This is a genomic window from Colwellia sp. MB02u-9 (assembly GCF_014077085.1).
GTDB lineage: Bacteria > Pseudomonadota > Gammaproteobacteria > Enterobacterales > Alteromonadaceae > Cognaticolwellia.
On sequence record NZ_JACGVF010000069.1, the window covers coordinates 36,515 to 59,556 of the forward strand.

The window sequence follows — 23,042 nt, forward strand, 5'->3', positions numbered from 1 at the left end:
GCGATAAGTTCACCGTTTTACTTTGCTAGTAACGAAAAAGCTAGCCATTATATCGGCTAGCTTTTTTGATTTTGCCTAGTTAATATTAATTAACTAGGCAGTATGTACTTAGGCGGTAGGTACTATTTTACTTCTTCACCAGCGGCTTGTTTATCAGCATGGTAGCTAGAACGTACAAGTGGACCACATGCGGCGTGATCAAAGCCCATTTTATCTGCTTCACGTTTAAACATAGCAAAGTCATCTGGGTGAACGTAACGCTCGACCGGTAAATGATGTTTACTCGGTTGTAAGTATTGACCAATAGTTAACATGGTAACGCCATGAGCACGTAAATCCCGCATCACTTGAAGAATTTCTTCGTTAGTTTCACCTAAGCCGACCATTAAACCAGATTTAGTCGGTACACTTGGGTTCGCCTCACCAAATTTTTTCAATAGATCTAATGACCATTGGTAGTTAGCGCCTGGGCGAGCTTTGGTATATAAACGCGGTGCGGTTTCTAGGTTGTGATTAAAAGTACCCGGTGGATGGGTATTTAAAATTTCTAAAGCACGATCCATACGGCCACGAAAATCAGGGACTAAAATTTCTACTTTAGTATGTGGTGAATGCTCGGCAATTTCGGTAATACAATCAACAAATTGTTGTGCGCCGCCATCACGAAGGTCATCGCGGTCAACAGAAGTGATCACTACGTATTTCAGCTTCATGTCTTTTAGCGTTAAGGCTAACTTGCGCGGCTCTTCTTTATTTACCGCCATTGGGCGGCCATGGCCAACATCACAAAATGGACAACGACGGGTACAAATATCACCCAAAATCATAAAGGTTGCTGTACCGTTATTAAAACATTCTGATAAATTTGGGCATGACGCTTCTTCACAAACAGAATGTAAATTATGTTTACGTAGTGCTGCTTTTATACTATCAATACGCTCTGAACTTTTTGGCAGTTTAATGCGTAACCAATTAGGTTTTCTTAGCATGGTTTCGCGCTCAGAAGTCATAACCTTAATAGGAATATGCGCCATTTTTTCGGCATCGCGTAGTTTAGTGCCTGGAGTAATTTGTGATGATTTAGTGGTCATGTATTGTTTCCAATCCCGTTTGATAAGATAAATGCTGGGTGTTTAATAACTCACTTAGGTGTTTAACCAATGAGTCACCCGCTTGATCTACTGTGGCAGGGCCTTGTAAATCGATTGTTTGTATCATTTCTAAGCCTTGGTAACCGCAAGGGTTAATGCGTAGAAATGGTGATAAGTCCATATTAACATTTAATGCCAAACCATGAAATGAGCAGCCTTTACGTACTCTAAGACCTAAAGAGGCAATTTTTTTATCTTCAACATAAACACCGGGTGCGTCAGGCTTTGCTTTTGCCGTAATGCCAAAGTCTGCCATTGAGGCTACGATGCCATCTTCAATTAGCGTAACCAGTGTTCTTATGCCCATTTTTCTTCGACGTAGATTGATCATAAAGTAGATCACTTGTTGGCCAGGGCCGTGATAGGTGACTTGCCCGCCACGATCTACTTTTACCACTGGAATATCTCCAGGCATAAGTAGGTGTTCATCTTTACCTGCTTGTCCTTGAGTAAATATTGGCGGATGCTCTACCAGCCAAAGTTCATCAGCAGTACTTTCGTCTCGATTATCGGTGAAATTTTGCATGGCATGCCAAACATCGACGTAGTCGAGGTTATTCAGTTGCCGAATAATCAATGTGTTTTTCAAAATACATCTCTATAGGTTTTATTGCGGGTATTATAGCTAAATAATAATGTGAATACACCGGATAAGAAGTAGGGTCAAAGCACGTAACGTACTTGCTCAATGGCGTTCAAGGTCTTATATATTGTTTCAATATGTTCTTTACTGGTAACCGTAACAACCACTGAAATTGAATGATAATTTCCTTTCGAGCTTGGTTTTACCTTTGGCGCATAATCACCAGGCGTGTGTTTTTGCAACTCACCAACAACTAGGTCTGGTAATTCGTCACACGCGATACCCATGACTTTAAAGTTTAGTACGGTGGGGAAATCTAATAATTCATCAAATTTAGTATTCATTTTATTCTCTTAATCGGTAAAGAAACCCATATGCTGTAGGTGGTTTAATCATGACTAGCATATTCGAGTTAGTGGTAAATAAACCAATCCATGTGGTAATAATTTAAGCGGCTGAATGTGCCAATTGGTGATATTTTAACACTATTTGTTACGAATGTGACCAGTCGAGGCTAGTTATTGGATATAAATGAGGGGGAGATTAACTAATATCAATGTTTGGTGATGGTTTTATTTTCTAATACAGCTGAATTAAAGCAGAAAACTTAGCCTAGGCTAAGTTTTCTGTGCAGTTTAGTATAACCAATAAAACAGTGATTAAAACTAGTTAATAAATTGCAGCTTTACATAGTCGATCAATTTATTAAACAGGCTACCTTCTTGAACTTCTTGTAGCGTTACTAATGGGTATTGGGCAATATCTTCACCGTCGAGTTGTAAAAACAATTTGCCTACTACTTCACCTTTTTGCAGTGGCGCTGTAAGTTGCTTGTCTAACTCAAAATTTGCTTGTAAGTTTTTACGTTGACCACGAGGAATGGTAATTGGGGTATTAACCATAATACCTAAGTCAACTTCTTTGCGATCGCCCATCCAAACTCTATCACTAACAAACTTTTCACCGGCTTTATAGGGTGTGTATGTTTCGTAAAAACGAAAACCATAGTTCAGTAGTTTTTTACTCTCTACTTTACGAGCGCGCTCGCTATCGGTACCCATAACGACACTGACTAAGCGCATATCGCCTTTAGTAGCCGATGTGACTAAACTATAACCTGCTTGTGAGGTATGGCCGGTTTTTAAACCGTCAACATTCATACTTTTATCCCACAATAAGCTATTGCGGTTATATTGTTTAATGTTGTTATAAGTAAAAGACTTTTGGCGATACAACTTGTACTCATCGGGTACATCGCGAATAAGGGCAATGGCCAGTGTTGCCATATCACGCGCTGTGGTTTTGTGTTCTTTGCTGTCTAAGCCATGACTGTTTTCAAAAAAGCTACTATACATGCCTAATTGTTCAGCGTGGGCATTCATTAATTGGGCAAATGCACCTTCACTACCGGCAATATGTTCAGCCATAGCAACACAGGCGTCATTTCCTGATGCAACAATAATACCTTGGTTTAACAAGCTTACTGATACTTCTGTACCCACTTCAATAAACATTTTTGATGACTCAGGGAAGTTTTTTGCCCAAGCTTTTTCGCTAATTTTAACGGGGTCATCATTACTGATATTACCATTATCTAGCTCTTTACCTATGATGTAACTAGTCATCATTTTGGTCAAGCTTGCTGGCGCAAGTAAAATATCGGCATTACTTTCTGCAATAACCGTACCCGTGGCATAATCTATTAAAATGTGGCCTTTAGCACTTACTTCTGGAGCGGGTGGGATAATAGTTTGTGCATGAGAAAGGGAGCAAACACTTAATAATACAGAGCCTAAAACAGTTAATAACTTTATCGGTTTTTTAGGTACTCGAGTAACTTTGATTTGGGGCATAATTGTCCTACAGCGCTATCATTTAATGGAAATTATAAAAACATTTAATGGAAATTATAAAAATTTTGTGCAGTATAACATTTTTCTTTTTTAATACTAATCAGTGCTACCATCAATTTGTTACCTTTGATGAATTTTGCTAATTATTTGTCTACGTTCAGTCGTAGTAATATGACTTGTTCGTTAAACATATTCGCTAAAAAATAACGGTTAACGTTAGGGCTTAATATTTTACTCGTGCATAAAAGCTACTAGTGAATAAAGTTACTGGCGAATAAAAGCTTTAGGGTAACCATCTGCTTTAATGGCTAACAATAACCTAGATAATTCATCACTGCGCTCTATCGGACCAACAAGCACACGAAAAATTCCATTTATTTGTTCTAATAGGGTATTTATTTGATGCTGTTTAATTAATCCCTTGGCAAGTTTGGTCGCTTGAGTATGACTTCTACTAGCAAATACCTGAATATATTGTGCTGTAGGTGTAACCTTTAATGGTGATGGTGTCACTGTTTCAAGCTCAATTTTTCTTGTGGCTATTGTTTCAGTTGCGACTGAAAGCGTTGTTTTTGGCAAAGGCGTGATTGTTGTTGCGCTATCTGCGGGGCGTTGATTGCGGGCCTGAAGTTTGGCTAAACCATTAAGCGTAAAATCAGTGATTGCTGTAATGGTTACATTGGCAGTACCTGTTTTTAGCATATCGAGCTTATAGGCGGCACTGTATGACAAATCAATAATACGGCTTTGATGAAAAGGGCCACGGTCATTAACTCGAACAATAACAGATAGCCCATTGCTATTATTAACGACCCTTAAATAGCTAGGTAAAGGTAAGTTCTTATGGGCGGCACTCATGGCATACATATCGTAAATTTCGCCATTCGAGGTTAAGTGACCATGAAACTTTCGACCATACCAAGAGGCCGTTCCGGCTTGACTAAAATTTTCTGCACTGTTTAATACTTGATAGTCTTCACCGCGTACTTGATAGTGTTTATTACCACCAAGGCTAAAGGCTTCAGCTCGCGGCGTAGCATCATGAAGTTCGCTAGCGGTAGGTAAGCGGCTTGGTGTACTGTCATTTTTTTGTTGGTAGCGACCATAGTTAGCGCTACAAGCCGAGACAAGTATGATCAATACACATAGGTATATAGGGTGGTTGATGTTTAGTTTCGCCATAAATATCAGTAGACTCTATTATTATTTACGTCAATCGTTTATTCGGTGATTTTTTATACGCTATTATTCCATGCGCTATTATTTAATACGCCATTCTTTTTGCTAGATATTAAATCTTCTATGGGTGCTTATTGCCATAAGCATGCCAAATCCTGCCATTAATGTCACCATTGATGTGCCACCGTAACTAATTAAAGGTAGGGGTACACCCACCACAGGCAATAAACCAGAAACCATGCCGATATTAACAAATATATAAACAAAAAATGTCAGTGTTAAGCTGCCAGCCAAAAGCTTAGTAAAGGCATGCTGAGCATTGACCGCAATCCATAAGCCGCGCATAACAATGGCCAGATATACTGTTAACAATAAGCCTACACCAATTAAGCCAAATTCTTCACTAAATACCGCAAAAATAAAGTCAGTATGGCGCTCAGGTAAAAACTCTAGTTGTGATTGAGTACCTTGTAACCAGCCCTTACCGTGTATACCACCGGAGCCGATGGCAATTTTAGATTGAATAATATGGTAGCCTGAGCCAAGTGGATCTTGTTCAGGATTTAAAAATGTTAGCACTCGTTGTTTTTGATAAGGTTTCATCAAAAACATCCATAAAACTGGCGCAAATGCAGACGCTAAACCAACACAGGCCCCGATAAGTTTCCAACTGGCACCTGCAAGAAATATAACAAAGATGCCTGAGCTTGCGATCAGTAAAGACGTGCCTAAGTCAGGTTGTTTAGCAATGAGCAGTGTGGGTATTAAGACTAAAATAAAAGCGATGATTATTTTAGATATTTTGATCGGTAAATCGTATTGACTAACATACCAAGCGATCATAATAGGCATGATAAGTTTCATAATTTCAGAGGGTTGAAACTTGGTAAAGCCAAGGTCTAACCAACGTTGAGCACCTTTGCCAACATGACCAAATAGTAGTACGGCACTTAATAGCATTAAGCCGATAATGAAGACAGGCACCGCCCATCTTCGATAAGACAAGGGTGGGATTTGCGCAACAATAAACATCACAAATAATGCTAAGCTAACACGCTTTGCATGTCTTATTAGCACGGCAGACTCTTGCCCACCTGCACTGTAGACAACAAATAATCCCAGTGTTAGTAAGATTAAAATTCCGATTAATAATGGCAGGTCAATATGTAAATTTTGCCATAAAGTGCGCTCTTGGTGTTGATCATGTCCGGTATTACGCACTAGGGATTACCTGCTGTATTTTTAATTTTTTGATGAAAATCCTTGCTATGATGTGGATGCTTGCGCGGGTCTTTACTGATAATTTCGCGATCACCAAAATACTGATCCATAATCTGGCGTGCAACCGGTCCGGCATTGGTACCACCACCACCTTCAGCAACATTCTCTATGGCAACCGCAATCACTATTTCAGGGTTTTCGTACGGAGCAAAGGCAATGAACATGGCATTGTCACGTTTACTTTCTTTAACTTGACTCGCATCGTATTCTTCACCTTGTTCGATGTTAGCGGTTTGTGCCGAACCCGTTTTACCTGCCGCGTCGTATTTACTGCCTTTAAATGCGGCATAACCGGTCGCGCCAAATTTTTGCACGGTATTATGTAAACCGTCTAAAACCAGATCCCAGCTATGTTGGTCTTTTAAGACGATAGGCTGTTTTTCATCAACAACATATTCAGTGACAATGGTTTGCGCTGTGCTAGCATCTTTGTCGTTAACAACCACTTCAGTGGTTGCTTTTAATAAGTGTGGTACCTTAATCTCACCCTTGTTGACTAGAATAGATAAGGCTTGTGACAATTGCAGTGGCGTGACTGACCAGTAACTTTGACCAATACCTACCGATAGGGTTTCACCCGTATACCAAGGTTTATTATAACGGGCTCTTTTCCATTCGATACTGGGCATAATTGCACGACTTTCTTCGTGTAGGTCAATACCAGTATATTCACCGAAGCCGAATTTTCTCATCATTTGACTAATACGGGTAATGCCTAATTTATAGGCTAAATCGTAGTAATAAACATTACAAGACTGCTCTAACGATTTAGATAAACCGACTTTGCCATGGCCCCATTTTTTCCAGTCACGTCGCTTAGTTTCTATCCCGGGCAGTTGATAAAATCCGGGATCATAAATTTCTGTTTCTGGCGTAATGACCCCCGCGTCTAAACCTGTAATAGCTAATAACGGTTTAATCGTTGAAGCGGGTGGATATCCTTGTAATGTTCTGTTAAGTAAAGGTTTATTACTTTCTGGGGCTAAAAGTCTTTTATATTTTTTGCTGCTAATACCATGCACAAACAAGTTGCCATCAAAACTTGGGTTTGAATACATAGCAAGTACGCCACCGTCTCTTGGGTCAATGGCGACAATCGCACCACGTTTACCCGAAAGCGCCCTTTTTGCGATCATTTGTAGCTCAATATCCAAGGTTAAGGTCAGGTCTTTACCGGGAATGGGTGGGGTAAAGTCTAAGGTACGAATGATCCGACCTTGGTTGTTAATTTCTACTTCTTGGTGGCCAATGGTGCCGTGTAAAATGTCTTGGTAATAACGTTCTAATCCGCGTTTACCAATATTGCGCGTAGCGGCATAGTTTTCAGCTAAGCCTTGCTGTTCTAACGCGAGTGAGTCTCTACCATTAATACGTGCGACATAGCCCAGTGAGTGGGTGGTTAACTCAGCAAAAGGGTAATAACGCTTTAAACGTGCATCAATAAAAAAACCCGGAAATTTATGCTGATTGACTGAAAACAAGGCGACCTGTTGCTCGCTTAAGCGTGAATAAAGCTCTATCGGTTTAAAACGACGTTTGCTCTTCATTGCTTGCAGTAGTTTGTCTTGTTTTTCTTGGCTTATATCTAACAGTTGGCTAACTGCTGACAAGCGCTTTTTAATGTTATTTACTTGCTCGGGGATCACTTCTAAGCTGTAAACGGGGGTATTGTCAGCCAGTAAAACACCGTTTCTATCGTAGATTAAGCCTCTATTGGGCGCGACAGGTAAGAGTTTAATACGGTTAGAGTTTGAGCGTGTTTGGTATTTTTCATAGGAGCTAACTTGAAGATTATAAACATTACTAAATAACACTAATGAAAGTATGATGATACCCGCAAAGGTGATGAAGGTACGGCGGGCAAATAAATTGGCTTCAGCGCTATGATTTCTAATAACAACACGTTTTTTGGGTGCCATTATTTATTCTCTATGATAAGGGTGATTATTATTGATTGACCAAGCACGATAGAGGCTTTCAGCCACAACAATTCGCACCATAGGGTGTGGTAAGGTCAGTGGTGACAATGACCACTTTTGCTCAGATGCCTGAATGCAAGCAGGTGCTAACCCTTCAGGTCCACCAACTAAAAGCGCAACATCTCGGCTATCTATATGCCAACGTTCCAGTTGTTTGGCAAGATCAGGAGTGGTCCAAGGCTTGCCTTCTACTTCTAACGTAACAATGCGATTACCTTTTGGAATAGCCGCTAACATAAGCTCACCTTCTTTTTCAAGAATGCGGGCAATGTCTGCATTTTTACCGCGTTTCCCTGGTGAAATCTCCACTAGATGGAAACTCATATCACGAGGAAATCTACGGCAATATTCGCTAAACCCTTGGCTAACCCAAGCGGGCATTTTATTACCAACGGCATATAAGGTAATACGCATTGTTGTTTAGACTACTGCCATAGTTGTTCTAGTTGATAACGCTCACGAGTTTCATCAGTCATCACATGTACAACAACATCACCTAAGTCGACTAAAGACCATTCACCAACATCATTTCCTTCAACACCTAAGGCTTCAATACCAGCTGCACGGCATTCAATAGTGAGTGATTGTGCAATGGAAATAACGTGGCGTTTTGAGTTACCAGAGCAAACTAACATGTAGTCAGTGAAACTCGATTTTGTAGCTACTTCTAATGTAACGATATCGCGGCCTTTCATATCTTCGATTTTTTCGGTAACAAAAGTAATTAGGTCTGAACTTTGCAAAGTGGGATCTCTATAATTAACAACAATAATCGGCGATAATAGCATTATTTTGTTTGTCAGTTAACCATCTAATGCAGTAAATAGCCGTTTTTTTGCACAACAATGGATTTATTTCACTTAACTTCTCCCCAAGTGACACAAAATGAGTGATTTGGCGGCTATTATTGAAAAATAATGGCGTTATCGATAGAGCTTATGTTGCTCTATATAATCATATACGCATTCAGGTAGGTATTGACTGACGTTTGAGCCCGCTTTAATTTTGGCTCTTATTGTGGTCGAGGAAATATCCACAGGGCTACTTTCATGGATCAGTATTTGTCCCGTTTGCTGGCGCTGTAATTGCGCAAGACTATAAATTAAACGAGACTTTAGTGCTGGCTCAAGTGCTGCTTCCAACGCTAGGTGCGGGTAGCCTGGGCGAATATTAACCACTAAGTTACATAAGGTGAGAATGTCTTGCCAGCGGTGCCATTGGGTAAATGATAAGAGCGAGTCCATACCCATAATAAAATATAAAGCGGCATTAGGTTGCTCAGTTTTTATTTGTTGTAAGGTATCGACGGTATATGAAGGGCTGTGACGCTTGAGCTCGCGAGTATCAAGGGTAAATACTGGGCTTTTATCACAGACTAAAGCCACCATTTTAGTACGCTGTTTCGCATTGGCATGAGTGCCAGCTTTATGTGGCGGAATATGGGCAGGAATTAAATGTAATTTTTTTGCGCCTAACCATTGCGCGGTTTCTTGGGCAGGTAAGATGTGACCGAGATGAATAGGGTCGAAGGTACCGCCAAGTAACGCGATAAGCGTTGGCGTTTTTTGGTTAGTTATACTCATAATCTAAACTGAAGTGTTGACTGATGTTATCGTGAAATAAGCTGATAAAAACATCACTGAGCAAAATAAAAGCATTAAAGTCGCTACTGGTTTTACTGAGTAAATCCACTTGCGCTAACCTCGCCAATGCTTGCTCGGCATTGCTTAAACTTATATTGTTTAACGCATGCTGATATAAGGGTTTTTTCTTCTCCCAAATACGGTATTGCTTAAAAATGTCGTTAATATTACTACCTTGTGCTATCTGTTCTAACATGGCATAAAGCTGACTAATTTCTTTGTGAACCACCCAAACTAATTGGCCAAATGCGCTACCGTCATGCTGCATTTGATCTAAGATAGTTAAGCACTTTTTAAGATCGCCAATCAGCAAAGTGTCGATCAGTTGAAAAGGATTAAATCTCGCTTGTTTAATTAAAAGTTGCTCTGCTTCTTCAACACTCACGGGTTGCTGTGAGAATAATATCGACAGTTTTTGCAACTCTTGAGCTAATGCCGGTAAATTACCTTCAAATAATTCAGTCATTAAATTAATAACATCGTCAGGTAAGGTTAATTGTAACTGCCGAGCTTGATTGCTGAGCCATTGTTTTAATTGTTTACCTTCGATATCGTATAAAGGCACAAAGCAACCAGCAGCTTCTAACGCTTTGAACCACTTGCGCTTTTGTGTGGCAGCGTCAATTTTAGGGCCATGAAAGATGAGTTGAATATCTTGATGTAACAGGGTGAGTAATTGCGCGACACCTTTCGTACCATTATCGCCAATTTTACCTGTAGTAAACTCTACTTCTATAATACGTAACGATGAAAACAAACTCATCGACTGATATTCTTGAAACAGCTCATCCCAATTAAATTTATCGTCAATGCTAAAACGAATGACTTCGTCAAAGCCTTGTTTTTTAGCACTATTTTTAATTTTTTCTAAGGCGTCATTTTTTTGCCATGGCTCATCACCAAAGACTAACCATATCGGCTTAAAGCCTTGTGTTAAGGTTTTCTCGAGGTGATTATGATAAATGCGCATGTGAAGTTACCTAGAGCTGAATACTAGCCATGTCACGTAAAATTTTATTGGCGGCTTCTTTACGCATTTCTCGTAACATTAACGACAATTCGCGACTTTTTGCTAGGGCAATATCAGGATCATCTTGATAGTCACGATTAAGCTCAAAGCGGAAATTTTGAATATCTTGTCCTGGGATTAAAATTTGATAGCGTACGGTATAAATAAGCTCGTATTCTGCTACTTGACCATTCGGGAAAACCGACAGTGTTCTTCGGTCTAAGTTGTCTTGTAGTATGCGCATTTGCGGAATAGCTTTTTCACTTTGTCGCACTAAAGTCACATCGTTAATGCTTAAGTGCTGCTTGACTAAACGGGTGAGTTCACCATATTGATCAACCGAGCTAAATACAATAGTTTGTAGCTCAGGCGCTAATAAATAATTGCCGCGTAGTTGAAAGCCACAACCATTTAACATCATTAAGACAATGCTAAAGGATAAAAGTTTGCTTACTCGACGAATTATTAATGGCTGCATAAAGTGTTCACTTTTTATAGGTAAAATTCAATCAGTGCATAGCCGACAAGTTTTAGCTATGCACTTTTAAATCGCTGTTTTAATTAAGTTATCATTAACAGCTGTAACAATAGAAGCTACTAATTAGCAACAATATTCAATAGCTTACCCGGTACATAAATCACTTTACGTACGGTTTTACCGTCAAGAAATTTGCTAACATTGACATCATTAAAACCGATTTCTTCAACCGCTTCTTTTGTTGCCTCGGCTGACACAGTAATTTTAGCGCGCAATTTACCGTTAACTTGTACAATAATAAGCTTTTCATCTTCCACTAAAGCGGTGGGGTCAACCACTGGCCAGGCAGTATTTTCAACTGGCTTACCATCGCCAACCATGTTCCATAAATGATGACTTAAATGTGGCACAATAGGTGTTAGCATTAAGACTACCGCACGAATAGCTTCATGCATCACCACGCGATCTTCAGTGCTGGCAATATTCGCTTTACCTAGATGATTCATTAATTCCATGATCGCGGCAATAGCGGTATTAAAGGTGTTTCGACGACCAATATCATCACTGACTTTAGCAATGGTTTTATGCAATTCAAGGCGTAATGATTTTTGCGCCGAGTTAAGCGTTAAGTTGGCAATCTTGGGTGCTGCTTTTGACACTTCTGCAACTTGGGTAAAGTCATAAGTGAGTTTCCAAACCCGCTTTAAGAATCTATGTGCACCTTCCACGCCGGCATCACACCATTCTAATGTTTGCTCTGGTGGTGAGGTAAACATGATAAATAGTCGTACGGTATCAGCGCCATATAAATTAATAACTGCTTGTGGGTCAATACCGTTATTTTTCGATTTTGACATTTTGCTCATGCCAGCAGAAATAACCGGTTTGCCATCTAATTTACTGATAGCAGAGGTAACATGGCCTTTTTCATCACGCTCAACGTCAACATCTGTTGGTGCAATCCAATCTTGTCCGCCATTGTCTGCTTCACGATAATAGGTATCAGCTAATACCATGCCTTGGCAGAGCAATTTCTTAAAAGGTTCGTTAGATTCTACTAAGCCAGCATCACGTAATAATTTATGGAAAAAACGGGCATAAAGTAAATGTAAAATGGCATGCTCAATACCGCCAATGTATTGATCTACCGGTAACCAATAATTAGCTTTGGCTGGATCTAACATTTGCGTATCGTCGTTCGGTGAACAATAACGTGCGTAATACCATGACGATTCCATAAAGGTGTCAAAAGTATCAGTTTCGCGAAATGCTTCTTCACCATTGAAGGTGGTTTTAGCCCATTCAGGGTTGTCTTTAATTGGCGAGGTTACGCCATTCATCACCACATCTTCGGGTAGTTCAACAGGTAGTTGATCCGCAGGTACCGGCACAGACTCACCATTGGCTAAATGCAGCATTGGAATAGGTGTACCCCAATAACGTTGACGAGAAACACCCCAGTCACGTAAGCGATAGTTTACCGTTACTTTACCTTTGTTTTCAGCGATTAATTTTTCTGAAATAGCTTTAAAAGCCGCTTCAAAATTTAAACCGTCAAATTCACCAGAATTAACTAAAACACTCTTGCCAGTAATTGCCGCTTTTGTAACGTCAGCGCTTTCATCGCTGGCAATAACTTGTTTAATCTCTAGACCATACTTAGTGGCGAATTCCCAATCGCGTTGGTCGTGACCCGGTACAGACATAACGGCGCCTGAGCCATAGTCCATTAGTACGAAGTTTGCCGCCCAAACAGGTACTATTTCACCACTAATCGGGTGCAGTGCTTTTAAGCCGGTATCAACGCCTTTTTTCTCCATTGTCGCCATATCGGCTTCAGTAGATTTATTCGTTTTACAGCCTTGAATAAATGCCGCTAGTGCCGGATTCGTTTCAGCCGCAGCTAAGGCTAATGGATGCTGTGCAGCTAAGGCAACATAAGTCACCCCCATGATGGTATCTGGGCGCGTGGTGTAGATATCGAAGCTTTCAGTCGAGTCGGCCACTTGAAAGGTCATATCTACACCTTCAGAGCGACCAATCCAATTACGTTGCATGGTTTTAACTTGTTCAGGCCAATCGGTTAATTGGTCTAAGTCGTTAATTAATTCTTCAGCATAAGCTGTGATTTTAATGAACCATTGTGGTATTTCTTTACGCTCAACTAGCGCACCAGAGCGCCAGCCACGACCATCTATTACTTGCTCGTTAGCTAATACGGTTTGATCAACAGGATCCCAATTTACCGTGGCATTTTTCTTATACACTAAGCCTTTTTCATAAAGCTGAGTGAAGAACCATTGTTCCCAACGGTAATAGTCTTTTTTACAAGTCGCTAATTCACGACTCCAGTCGTAACCAAAACCTAATGATTTTAATTGGTTACGCATGTAATCAATATTTTCATAAGTCCACTTTGCCGGCGCAGAATTATTTTTAATCGCGGCATTTTCAGCCGGCAAACCAAAAGCGTCCCAACCCATAGGTTGCATCACATTTTTGCCTTGCATGCGTTGGTAACGAGAAATCACATCACCTAAACTGTAGTTACGCACGTGGCCCATATGGAGTCGACCACTTGGGTATGGAAACATCGCCAAGCAATAAAATTTTTCTTTTCCTGGTAACTCTTCGGCTTTGAAGGTGTCGTTATCAGTCCAAAATTTCTGAACTTCGGCTTCAATTGATTGGGGATTGTAGATGGATTCCATTAAGATTTCTCAAACACACTTAAATAAGAGCCTCAACCCGCTTTTTTGACAATTTTACCTTGATAAAATTTGTCATGTTAAGGCCAGGTTTTAGCGATAAAAATATTCTTGATAGGATACCTTATCTCTAGCCGTTGCGACAAGTTAAAGCAGGGCTATGCGGAAAATTTTTCTAGATAAGCGAAAAATATTGCGCATTAACAGCTAAATAGCTGATAAAAGCCACTTTAGTCCTTGTTATATGCTTTAATAAAGTGCTAATGGCTGAGGTTATCTACTCAATAAGTAGACTAATAAGTGATTTTTAAATGAGGGCAGCATGATGAAAAAAAAGCAATCTCAAATTCAAGAGCTTTATCAAAAGTTACAAACATGGTTGGAAGACACCAAGGATAACGAAATTCGCTCGGCTGTTGAATTACTCGAACAAGCGAAAACAATATTGATGGCTGCTGAGCAAATTCCTGAGCAGCAAGTTAAACAGTTTATCGCTAATCTTAAGTACGACTTGGGGGATTTTTATCAGCAATATCAAGCGGACATTAAGCATTCAATATATTTAGAGCTACTTAATGAAAACCTTTGGTCAAGCTTGGCGCAAATTACCGATAAGTCGCAAGTTGAATGGGCCGAGCTGATGGATGATTTTCAACATCAAGATGGCTACCATGTCGGTGATTATGTTGGTTTTGGTCAGTTAAAATGTAAAGCATGCCAAGATTGTGTTACTTATAGCCACCCAAATGTTGTTACGGATTGTATTACCTGTGGTGGTCAAGACTTTGATCGATTGAGTTTAACGCCGTAAAAACAACTTTTTTTGATGGTTTTTCTTTATATTATTTTGCTGTTCAGTGGCGTGTCGCTGTACACTGTGCTTATTGTAGCCGTATTTATTTCACCTGATATTAAAATCGCACTCCCGAGAGATCTTCTATGACAAATGTGTCAACAAATACACGTCTTAAACCTTGCCAGTTAACCGCAGACCTAACGGTTAAACAATTTGCTAATGCCACATCGACCTCAGAAATTGAACAAGTATTTATTGGCCATGAAAGAGCGAAAGAAGCACTAACTTTTGGCTTGTCGATGGATGCACCAGGTTTTAATGTTTACGCCATGGGTGAGCATGGTACCGGGCGTCAAACCCTGATCAAGCAAATGTTAGCCTCAACAGCGAGTCAAGAGCCTACACCTGATGAATGGTGTTATATCAACAATTTTGATGACCCAAATTCGCCATATAGCCTTTATGTTAGTCCTGGTGATGGTAAGCAATTACTTACTCGCATGAATACCTTTATTGATGAGTTAATGGATTTGTTTCCAGAGATTTTTGATAACCCTGGCTATCAACGTCAAAAAGCGGCGATTGATCGTGACTTTAATAAAAAATATGATCAAGCGATTACTGAGGTTGAAAAGGCGGCATTAAAAGATGATGTGGTGTTGCTCGAAGAAAATGGTGAAATTGGCTTTTCACCATTGGTTAAAGGTAAGCCACTTAATGATAAAGAGTTTGCTGAACTCAATGAACCAAAACGTGCTGACTTTTATATTTTGTTGGCCAAATTAGAAGATTTACTTTCTGAAAAATTAATTGAATTACCGCAATGGAAACGTATTTCTTCCGACAAATTACGTAAGTTAAAACATGAAACGGCAGCACAAAGTATTCAACCTTTTTTGAAAGAATTAGAAACAGAATTCGCCAGTAATACTGGCGTACAAAAATACTTAGCTAAAGTTAAAGCGCACGTTGTTGATGCTGTTTTAGAGTTACTGGTCGATGAAAGTAACGAGGCGCCTAATGACAAAGATATGCGTAAACTCATGGTGGAACGTTTTTTACCTAACTTATTGGTGACCCGAAAAGCCAATGAAGGTGCGCCAGTTATTTATGAACAGAATCCGACCTTTCAAAACCTGTTTGGCCATGTTGATTTTGGTAGTTTTCAAGGCAGCAGTTACACCAGTTATCGTTTAATAAGACCCGGTGCGCTGCATAAAGCCAATGGCGGTTATATATTACTTGAAGCGGATAAACTTTTGACCCAACCTTTAGTTTGGGCGCGTTTAAAGCTAGCGCTAAAGTCGCAGCAAATTACTATCGAAAATCCGCATTCAGAATATGCACAACCGGGTGCCTTTAGTTTGCAACCAGAAAAAATCCCGTTAAATGTTAAAGTGATTTTATTGGGCGATCCTGAAATTTACTATACCTTACAAGATTATGATCAAGAGTTTACTGAGTTATTTCGAGTTTTGGCAGACTTTGATCGTCACTTAGAAAAAAACCAAAGTAACTTAAATGACTACGCCAGTTTAATTCGCCAGCGTGCCCATCGTAACCATTATCCACAAGTGACAGATGAAGCGGTATTTGAGTTAGTTAAATATGCGCTCAGGCGCGCAGAACACCAGCAAAAAATATCAGCTAATATAGTGGAGGTTAATGACTTATTAGACGAAGCTTTTTATTTATGGCAGCGATCAGATGGCAAAAATGACCTGTGCGGTAAACATATCTCCATGGCATTGGCGGCCAAACAACGACGTACCGGCCGCATGAGTGAAGCTTGGTTAGAGGAAATTAAAGAGCGTCAGTTACTTATTGATACCGAAGGTGGGCAAGTAGGTAAAATTAATGGTCTAACCGTGTTAGAGATTGGTGATAGTGTTTTTGGTACGCCCGCTCGCATAACGGCGACCGTATATGCTGGTAGCCAAGGGGTGACAGATATTGAGCGTGAAGTCGATTTAGGTAAATCTATTCACTCAAAAGGTGTATTGATTTTAACTGGTTATTTGGGCCACAAGTATGGGCAGAAATTTCCAGTGACTATTTCTGCTAATATTGCAATTGAGCAATCTTATGGCCATATTGATGGTGACAGTGCGTCAATGGCTGAGCTTTGTGTGTTAATTTCCGCTATCGCTAAGTTACCGATAAATCAAGGTATCGCGATAACAGGTTCGATGAATCAACATGGCGAAGTGCAATCTATTGGCGGCGTTAATGAGAAAATAGAAGGTTTTTATCGTCTCTGCAAGGACAAAGGCTTAACGGGCGAACAAGGTGTTATTATACCTAAAACCAATACTATTAATTTGATGTTGGCACCTGAGGTGATACAGGCAGTGGCCGATGGACAGTTTGCCATTTATGCGGTTGACAATATTGATCAAGCGATAGAGATTTTAATGGCGCAACCCGCTGGAGCAATCACGCGTACTGGCCGTTATCCAAGAAAATCAATCCATGGTATGGTGCTAGATAAACTGTCAGCGTTTTCAGAGCTCATTAATGGCGCTGAAGAATAAGCTTTAACGATAAGCTTAAAAGATAAGTTAGCTTGAATAATTAAGTAAAAAACCTCCTCTAACAATAAACACGGCAAGCGCCGTGTTTATTGCTTTTTACACCAGTTAAAATGTTTAAATGTTAGTATTCGCTTAAAAAACAAGCATTACTTAAATTCTTTTCTATACTGGCATTATCAACAATATTTTTCATCGTAATATTTTCCCAAGCACACTAGCTGAAGTGAGGGCCGAAATTAGAGCCGAAAATCGCTCAGAAATTGATGATGCAAAGTTTGACTATTTGTACTTAGTTATAGGTGCTATCTCAGTAGGATTTATGGAGAGAGCATGTTAGCGAAAGCGGAATAACAACAATAAAAAGTAAATGCAGCGAGTTAACCTTATCAATCAGTAATGGCGATCTCCCTATAAAGATCAGGTACTTAAGCTGCCGAACAGACACTTTTGTCTGTCCCATCTACTTAGTTGTTAATGTGTGATGAAATATGTGTGATGAATTTGAATGACACTGAAATCTAATCTAGCTAACTAACATTGATATTTTTTAATGGCTAATGCGATTGCCAAGCTGCTGATGAGTATCTTGGTGATGGATTTTAAGTAGGTATCATAAGTAGGTATCGATGAGTTTGCTGTCTGTCGATTTGTAGTTTAATGAATTGTTTGCCAATGATATTTGGCATTATCACGCATTAGGTTATCAATGGAGGCTGTGTGGAAACATCGGATCAAATGACACAAGTATGGCCCATTGCGGCTTACTTTATTATTTTGGCTGCTATGCTCGTTCTGATGATGCTGCTATCCCATTTTCTTGGCCCCAAAGGTAAACAGCGAGCGAAGAACACCCCTTATGAATCCGGCATTGTTTCTGTCTCTGATAATAAAACCCGCTTTACCAATCACTTCTTTTTATATGCCATTTTTTTTGTCATTTTTGATTTAGAAACCATTTATCTTTTTGCTTGGGTTATTGCTTTTGATGAGGTGGGTTGGCCTGGTTTTATCGAAGCCAGTATTTTTATTACGGTATTACTGGCAGCATTAATTTATTTAATTCGTATTGGCGCCTTAGAGTTAACCCGACGTCATCAACCTTTTAGAGCAACACAACTGCAGCGTTTGCAACAAGCTGAAAACCAGCCCGTTGAGCAAAGCCTTTTTGATCAAACTCTTTTTGAAAAAAGTAAAGGACAGCAATAATGGAATGGTCACTGACGAAAGCAAAATTAGATGACGCCATGGGGGAGATGAAAGGGGTTTCTGAAGCAGAATTAAAGCGCAGTGTTCTGTTTGCTAAGCTTGATGACATGGTGAATTGGGGGCGTAAAAATTCCATCTGGCCGTTTAATTTTGGTTTAAGTTGTTGTTATGTCGAAATGGCAACGAGCTTTACCTCGCGACATGACATTGCCCGCTTTGGCGCTGAAGTGATTCGTGCAACCCCAAGACAAGCTGATTTAATGGTGATTTCAGGTACTTGCTTTCGAAAAATGGCGCCGGTGATCCAACACCTTTATGAACAATTATTAGAACCTCGTTGGATTATCTCCATGGGATCTTGCGCTAATTCTGGCGGTATGTACGACATTTATAGTGTTGTGCAAGGGGTTGATAAGTTTATCCCGGTTGATGTCTATGTGCCGGGATGTCCGCCAAGGCCAGAAGCTTTACTTGAAGCCTTATTGCTGTTGCAAACCAAAATTCAACATCAGCCACGACCGCTAAGTTGGGCGGTTGGCGAACAGCAAGTCAGCGAAATTGGTAAACCGTCATTGCGAGACATTAAGCACGAAGAGCGTATTCAAGTGACGAACCTTGATTCACCCGATCACATTTAAGCGGCTGTTGGTGTTTTGTAACATTAACGTTTTAAAAACTGAGTGTTATTAAAACTAAGTATTATTAAAGAAAAGTGTTAATAAACAATGCGTTAATAAAGTGAAAACCCAGTAAAAACAGACTAATAAGAAAAATGGCAAGCGTGAAGGGAAGCTGATGGCATCACAAGTAAATATCAAAGCGAGTAATGATTGGCAGATGCTACAAGCTGTGCCTTTGCTTGATGAAATTATTGCCCTTGCACCTAAGCTCAATTTACAGCCGGTTACTGCCGTTGAAAACATTGTTGACGATATTCCTTCTTATTGGTTAGAAAAAAAACAGTTAATGACATTGATGCAAGTGTTAAAGCAAGAGTTAGATCAGCCGTTTGATATGTGTTTTGATCTTACCGCTATCGATGAAAGCGAACGAGAGCATCAATCATTGTCATCACAAGCCTTTACGGTCAGCTACCATTTACGATCATATCAACGTAATCAAGACATTCGAATTAAAGTTGCGCTGAGCACTACAGATAAAAGTTTAGAAAGTGTTTGTAGTTTATGGCCAAATGCCAATTGGTACGAACGAGAAGTGTGGGATATGTTCGGTATTATTTTTAAAAACCATCCACATTTAAGCCGAATTTTAATGCCAGATACCTGGCAAGGACACCCGTTACTTAAAACTCATCCTGCGCGTGCAACTGAAATGGACCCCTTCACGCTTCCTCCTTATCAACAAGATAAAGAACAAGCAGCACTACAATTTAACCCTGAAGCTTGGGGTATGAAGCGACAAAGTAAAGACAGCGATTTTATGTTCTTAAACCTTGGGCCCAATCACCCGAGTGTTCATGGTGCCTTTCGTATTGTGTTACAAATGGAAGGCGAAGAAATAGTCGATTGTGTGCCCGATATCGGTTATCACCACCGCGGTGCTGAAAAAATGGGCGAGCGACAATCTTGGCACAGTTATATTCCTTATACCGACCGAATTGATTACCTTGGCGGGGTAATGAATAACTTTCCCTATGTGATGGCGGTTGAAAAACTGGCGGGCATTACCGTGCCAGATCGCGCGAAAGTTATTCGTATTATGACCGCAGAAATGTTTCGTATTCTTAGTCACTTACTATTTTATGGCACTTTCGCGCAAGATCTTGGCGCACTTTCACCTATATTTTATATGTTTATCGATCGTGAAAAACTCTTTGGTATTATTGAAGCCTTTACTGGCGCTCGCATGCATCCGAGTTGGTTCCGCATTGGCGGTGTTGCACAAGACTTGCCAATAGGTTGGGAGGGGTTAGTGCGCGATTACGTTAATTACCTGCCTAAGCGCCTTGATGAATATGAAAAAATGGTCATGCAAAATTCAATTTTAAAGCAACGTACTATCGGCATTGGTGCTTATTCCACGCAAGAAGCTATTGACTGGGGCGTAACGGGTCCAGGATTAAGGGCAACCGGTTTTTCATGGGATCTACGCAAGCAGCGGCCTTACGGTGGTTATGATCAATTTGATTTTGAAGTACCGTTGGGCCACAAGGGGGATTGCTATGATCGTTGTCGGGTGCGTATAGAGGAAATGCGCCAGAGTATTCGCATTATTAAACAGTGCCTTAACAATATGCCTGAAGGGCCCTATAAAGCTGAACATCCGCAAACTACGCCACCATTAAAAGATCGCACCATGCGTGATATTGATACCTTAATACCGCATTTTCTCAATGTTTCATGGGGGCCTGTGATCCCCGCAGGTGAAGTGTCTATAAGCGTTGAAGCAACGAAAGGCATTATGGCCTATCACCTTATTAGTGATGGTAGCACCATGAGTTATCGCACCCGTATTCGCACGCCTAGTTTCCCTCACCTACAAATGTTGCCATTAATTAGCAAAGGACAAATGGTGGCTGATCTTATTGCGACACTGGGCAGTGTTGATTACGTGATGGCAGATGTTGACCGATAAATTTTTATGCTTGTTTAATAGCAGTAAATTCAATATTGAAAATATAGTTAAGTGAGTAATACCAATAATTTCAGCTTTTTTGACAACAAATACTCGTTAATAAAGAGATAGTGATGGAAACAATCAACACCACAATAATTGATTATCAGCATTATTTAACGGCAACTGAAATTGCTGCTATTGAGCATGAGGCCAGTATTATGGAAACGCGTGAAGCTGCGGGTATTGAGGCACTTAAAGTGGTGCAAGCACACCGTGGTTGGATCAGTGATGAAAGCTTATTTGCCATTAGTGACCTGCTAGCTATTCCCGTTGCCCAACTAGAGGGTGTGGCGACTTTCTATAATTTAATTTACCGACAACCTGTTGGTCAAAATGTTATCCACTTGTGCGACAGCATTGCTTGTCATTTAACTGGCGCAGACTCTGTACTTGCTGCGATTAAGCAACATTTAAATATCGAATACGGCCAAACCACAGCAGACGGTAAATTCACGCTACTTTCTAATGCGTGTTTAGGCAGTTGTGATAAAGCGCCCGCGATGATGATTGGCAACGAACATTATCAGTATTTAAGTCCAGAAATCGCGGTTGATATTCTACAAAAACTTGCGGTTAAGAGAGAAGTAAATGGCTGAGTCGATATCTAATAATAACATCAAGCCGTTAACCCAATGGGTGAATCTACAGCAGCCGTTGTCATTTGATGCATATTGCCAAGCGGGTGGTTATCAAGGAGCAAAAGTAGCGCTAGAACATTCGCCAAACGACGTATTAGAGATCGTTAAAAACTCAGGTTTAAAAGGGCGGGGAGGTGCTGGTTTCCCTACGGGTATGAAATGGAGTTTTGTGCCTATGTTTACTGACGGTGATGAAGAGGCGCCGGATAATAAATATTTAGTCGCCAATGCCGATGAAATGGAGCCCGGGACATTTAAAGATAGGTTATTACTTGAAGGTGTGCCGCACCAGTTGGTTGAAGCTATGATTATCGCGGCTTACACCATAGGTGCGAACAAAGCTTATATTTTTCTGCGCGGTGAATATTACTTAGCGGCAAAGCGCTTACAAGATGCGATTGATGAAGCGTACCAAAATAATTGGCTTGGTGAAAAAATTCAAGGCAGCTCATATTCAATGGATTTATACATCCATTGTAGTGCTGGTCGCTATATTTGTGGTGAAGAAACCGCGCTGATAAATGCGCTAGAAGGTAAGCGTGCAATCCCTCGAGCTAAGCCGCCGTTTCCACAAGTCAGTGGTTTATTTGGCAAACCTACCATAGTCAATAATGTTGAGACCTTATGTAATCTACCGCACATTTTAAAAAATGGCATTGCATGGTTTCAGGCTATTTCTCCTAACAGTGATGCCGGTAGTAAAATTTACAGTGCTTGTGGGCGAGTGAACAATCCGGGCTTGTGGGAACTTCCTATGGGGCCAACCTTGGGAGAGGTGTTATATGACTATGCCGGTGGTATGCAAGATGGCTTGAAATTTAGAGGTCTACTACCGGGTGGTGCATCAACTGACTTTCTAGTGGCAGAGCATTTAGATACACCAATGGATTTTGACTCTATCGCTAACGTTGGTAGTCGTTTAGGCACGGGTGGCTTGATTGTTTTAGATGATAAAAACTGTCCTGTGGCTATGGTATTAAATCTAATGCGCTTTTTTGCCCAAGAGTCTTGTGGTTGGTGCACGCCTTGTCGAGATGGCACGCCCTGGGCTGTTGAAGTGTTAACACGTATTGAGCAAGGCCAAGGTAAAATACAAGATTTAGACACCTTAGCTAAACTCTGCGATTTTATGTGGATAGGTAAAACCCATTGCGCCTTGGCTCCGGGAGCAGTAGAGCCGTTAAGAAGCGCTTTAAAATATTTTCATGATGATTTTTTGCAGCATATTGAGCATGGCTGTTGTCATTATAATCCGTCAATGAGCGCTAAACGCACTAAAGTATCGCAAGCTCAAGTAACAAATATTAAAAAACATCAGTCAGTTAAATCACCTCAGTCACCTCAATCTCCAAAAGTAGGGCAATAAT

20 protein-coding genes are annotated in these 23,042 nt (G+C 40.3%); 7 read left to right on the forward strand and 13 right to left on the reverse strand.

The features are described from left to right. Positions 1 to 122: 122 nt before the first annotated feature. From lipA to leuS, 13 genes are all read right to left on the reverse strand, one after another. Positions 123 to 1,091, reverse strand: coding sequence for a lipoyl synthase (gene lipA, locus H4J65_RS02775; RefSeq protein WP_182138299.1), 969 nt, complete (start codon positions 1,089 to 1,091; stop codon positions 123 to 125). Further along, positions 1,081 to 1,743, reverse strand: coding sequence for a lipoyl(octanoyl) transferase LipB (gene lipB / locus H4J65_RS02780; protein ID WP_182138384.1), 663 nt, complete (start codon positions 1,741 to 1,743; stop codon positions 1,081 to 1,083). The genes lipA and lipB overlap by 11 nt, the downstream gene beginning before the upstream one ends. 71 nt (positions 1,744 to 1,814) lie before the next feature. Next, on the reverse strand, positions 1,815 to 2,078 hold the full coding sequence (gene ybeD, locus H4J65_RS02785) for a DUF493 family protein YbeD (RefSeq protein ID WP_182138300.1): 264 nt from the start codon (positions 2,076 to 2,078) through the stop codon (positions 1,815 to 1,817). A 321-nt stretch (positions 2,079 to 2,399) separates the two neighbouring features. Next, positions 2,400 to 3,587: a serine hydrolase gene (locus H4J65_RS02790; RefSeq protein ID WP_182184481.1), complete on the reverse strand. Its 1,188-nt coding sequence runs from the start codon at positions 3,585 to 3,587 to the stop codon at positions 2,400 to 2,402. A 264-nt stretch (positions 3,588 to 3,851) separates the two neighbouring features. Then, entirely contained in the window at positions 3,852 to 4,769 is a 918-nt protein-coding gene (locus H4J65_RS02795) for a septal ring lytic transglycosylase RlpA family protein (protein WP_182195238.1), read from the reverse strand. Between the two features lie 102 nt (positions 4,770 to 4,871). Continuing rightward, the gene (gene rodA / locus H4J65_RS02800; protein ID WP_182195241.1) at positions 4,872 to 5,987 is read right to left on the reverse strand and encodes a rod shape-determining protein RodA; all 1,116 of its coding nucleotides are present in this window, start codon (positions 5,985 to 5,987) and stop codon (positions 4,872 to 4,874) included. Continuing rightward, positions 5,987 to 7,966, reverse strand: a complete 1,980-nt coding sequence (gene mrdA, locus H4J65_RS02805; protein ID WP_182195244.1) for a penicillin-binding protein 2 — start codon at positions 7,964 to 7,966, stop codon at positions 5,987 to 5,989. The genes rodA and mrdA overlap by 1 nt, the downstream gene beginning before the upstream one ends. A 3-nt stretch (positions 7,967 to 7,969) precedes the next feature. Further along, complete coding sequence (gene rlmH / locus H4J65_RS02810; protein WP_182138305.1) at positions 7,970 to 8,440, reverse strand: 23S rRNA (pseudouridine(1915)-N(3))-methyltransferase RlmH; 471 nt, start codon at positions 8,438 to 8,440, stop codon at positions 7,970 to 7,972. A gap of 11 nt (positions 8,441 to 8,451) precedes the next feature. Continuing rightward, entirely contained in the window at positions 8,452 to 8,769 is a 318-nt protein-coding gene (gene rsfS / locus H4J65_RS02815) for a ribosome silencing factor (RefSeq protein ID WP_259364505.1), read from the reverse strand. 180 nt (positions 8,770 to 8,949) lie between these two features. Next, on the reverse strand, positions 8,950 to 9,609 hold the full coding sequence (gene nadD, locus H4J65_RS02820; protein ID WP_182195247.1) for a nicotinate-nucleotide adenylyltransferase: 660 nt from the start codon (positions 9,607 to 9,609) through the stop codon (positions 8,950 to 8,952). Next, positions 9,596 to 10,639 carry a DNA polymerase III subunit delta gene (gene holA / locus H4J65_RS02825; protein ID WP_182195251.1) on the reverse strand — a complete coding sequence of 348 codons (1,044 nt, stop codon included), beginning with the start codon at positions 10,637 to 10,639 and terminating at the stop codon, positions 9,596 to 9,598. Before holA ends, nadD begins: the two co-directional genes overlap by 14 nt. Before the next feature lie 10 nt (positions 10,640 to 10,649). After that, positions 10,650 to 11,156 carry an LPS assembly lipoprotein LptE gene (lptE, locus tag H4J65_RS02830; protein WP_182184474.1) on the reverse strand — a complete coding sequence of 169 codons (507 nt, stop codon included), beginning with the start codon at positions 11,154 to 11,156 and terminating at the stop codon, positions 10,650 to 10,652. A 119-nt stretch (positions 11,157 to 11,275) separates the two neighbouring features. Next, entirely contained in the window at positions 11,276 to 13,867 is a 2,592-nt protein-coding gene (gene leuS / locus H4J65_RS02835; RefSeq protein ID WP_182195255.1) for a leucine--tRNA ligase, read from the reverse strand. A 319-nt stretch (positions 13,868 to 14,186) separates the two neighbouring features. On the opposite strand from leuS, the gene H4J65_RS02840 reads away from it, so the two are divergent. The 7 genes from H4J65_RS02840 (at position 14,187) to nuoF (ending at position 23,041) form a co-directional block, all read left to right on the forward strand. After that, entirely contained in the window at positions 14,187 to 14,675 is a 489-nt protein-coding gene (locus H4J65_RS02840; RefSeq protein ID WP_259363158.1) for a zinc ribbon-containing protein, read from the forward strand. Positions 14,676 to 14,803: 128 nt separating this feature from the next. Further along, a complete protein-coding gene (locus H4J65_RS02845) occupies positions 14,804 to 17,194 on the forward strand; it encodes an ATP-binding protein (protein ID WP_182195258.1) in 2,391 nt (796 codons plus the stop codon). A gap of 717 nt (positions 17,195 to 17,911) precedes the next feature. Continuing rightward, a complete protein-coding gene (ndhC, locus tag H4J65_RS02850) occupies positions 17,912 to 18,400 on the forward strand; it encodes an NADH-quinone oxidoreductase subunit A (RefSeq protein ID WP_310649910.1) in 489 nt (162 codons plus the stop codon). A 38-nt stretch (positions 18,401 to 18,438) separates the two neighbouring features. Next, positions 18,439 to 19,038, forward strand: coding sequence for an NADH-quinone oxidoreductase subunit B family protein (locus H4J65_RS02855; RefSeq protein WP_310649913.1), 600 nt, complete (start codon positions 18,439 to 18,441; stop codon positions 19,036 to 19,038). 157 nt (positions 19,039 to 19,195) lie between these two features. Further along, complete coding sequence (nuoC, locus tag H4J65_RS02860) at positions 19,196 to 20,995, forward strand: NADH-quinone oxidoreductase subunit C/D (RefSeq protein WP_220465077.1); 1,800 nt, start codon at positions 19,196 to 19,198, stop codon at positions 20,993 to 20,995. Positions 20,996 to 21,117: 122 nt separating this feature from the next. Then, on the forward strand, positions 21,118 to 21,633 hold the full coding sequence (nuoE, locus tag H4J65_RS02865; RefSeq protein ID WP_404851933.1) for an NADH-quinone oxidoreductase subunit NuoE: 516 nt from the start codon (positions 21,118 to 21,120) through the stop codon (positions 21,631 to 21,633). After that, on the forward strand, positions 21,626 to 23,041 hold the full coding sequence (gene nuoF, locus H4J65_RS02870) for an NADH-quinone oxidoreductase subunit NuoF (protein ID WP_182195264.1): 1,416 nt from the start codon (positions 21,626 to 21,628) through the stop codon (positions 23,039 to 23,041). Before nuoE ends, nuoF begins: the two co-directional genes overlap by 8 nt. The last annotated feature ends 1 nt before the right edge of the window (position 23,042 follow it).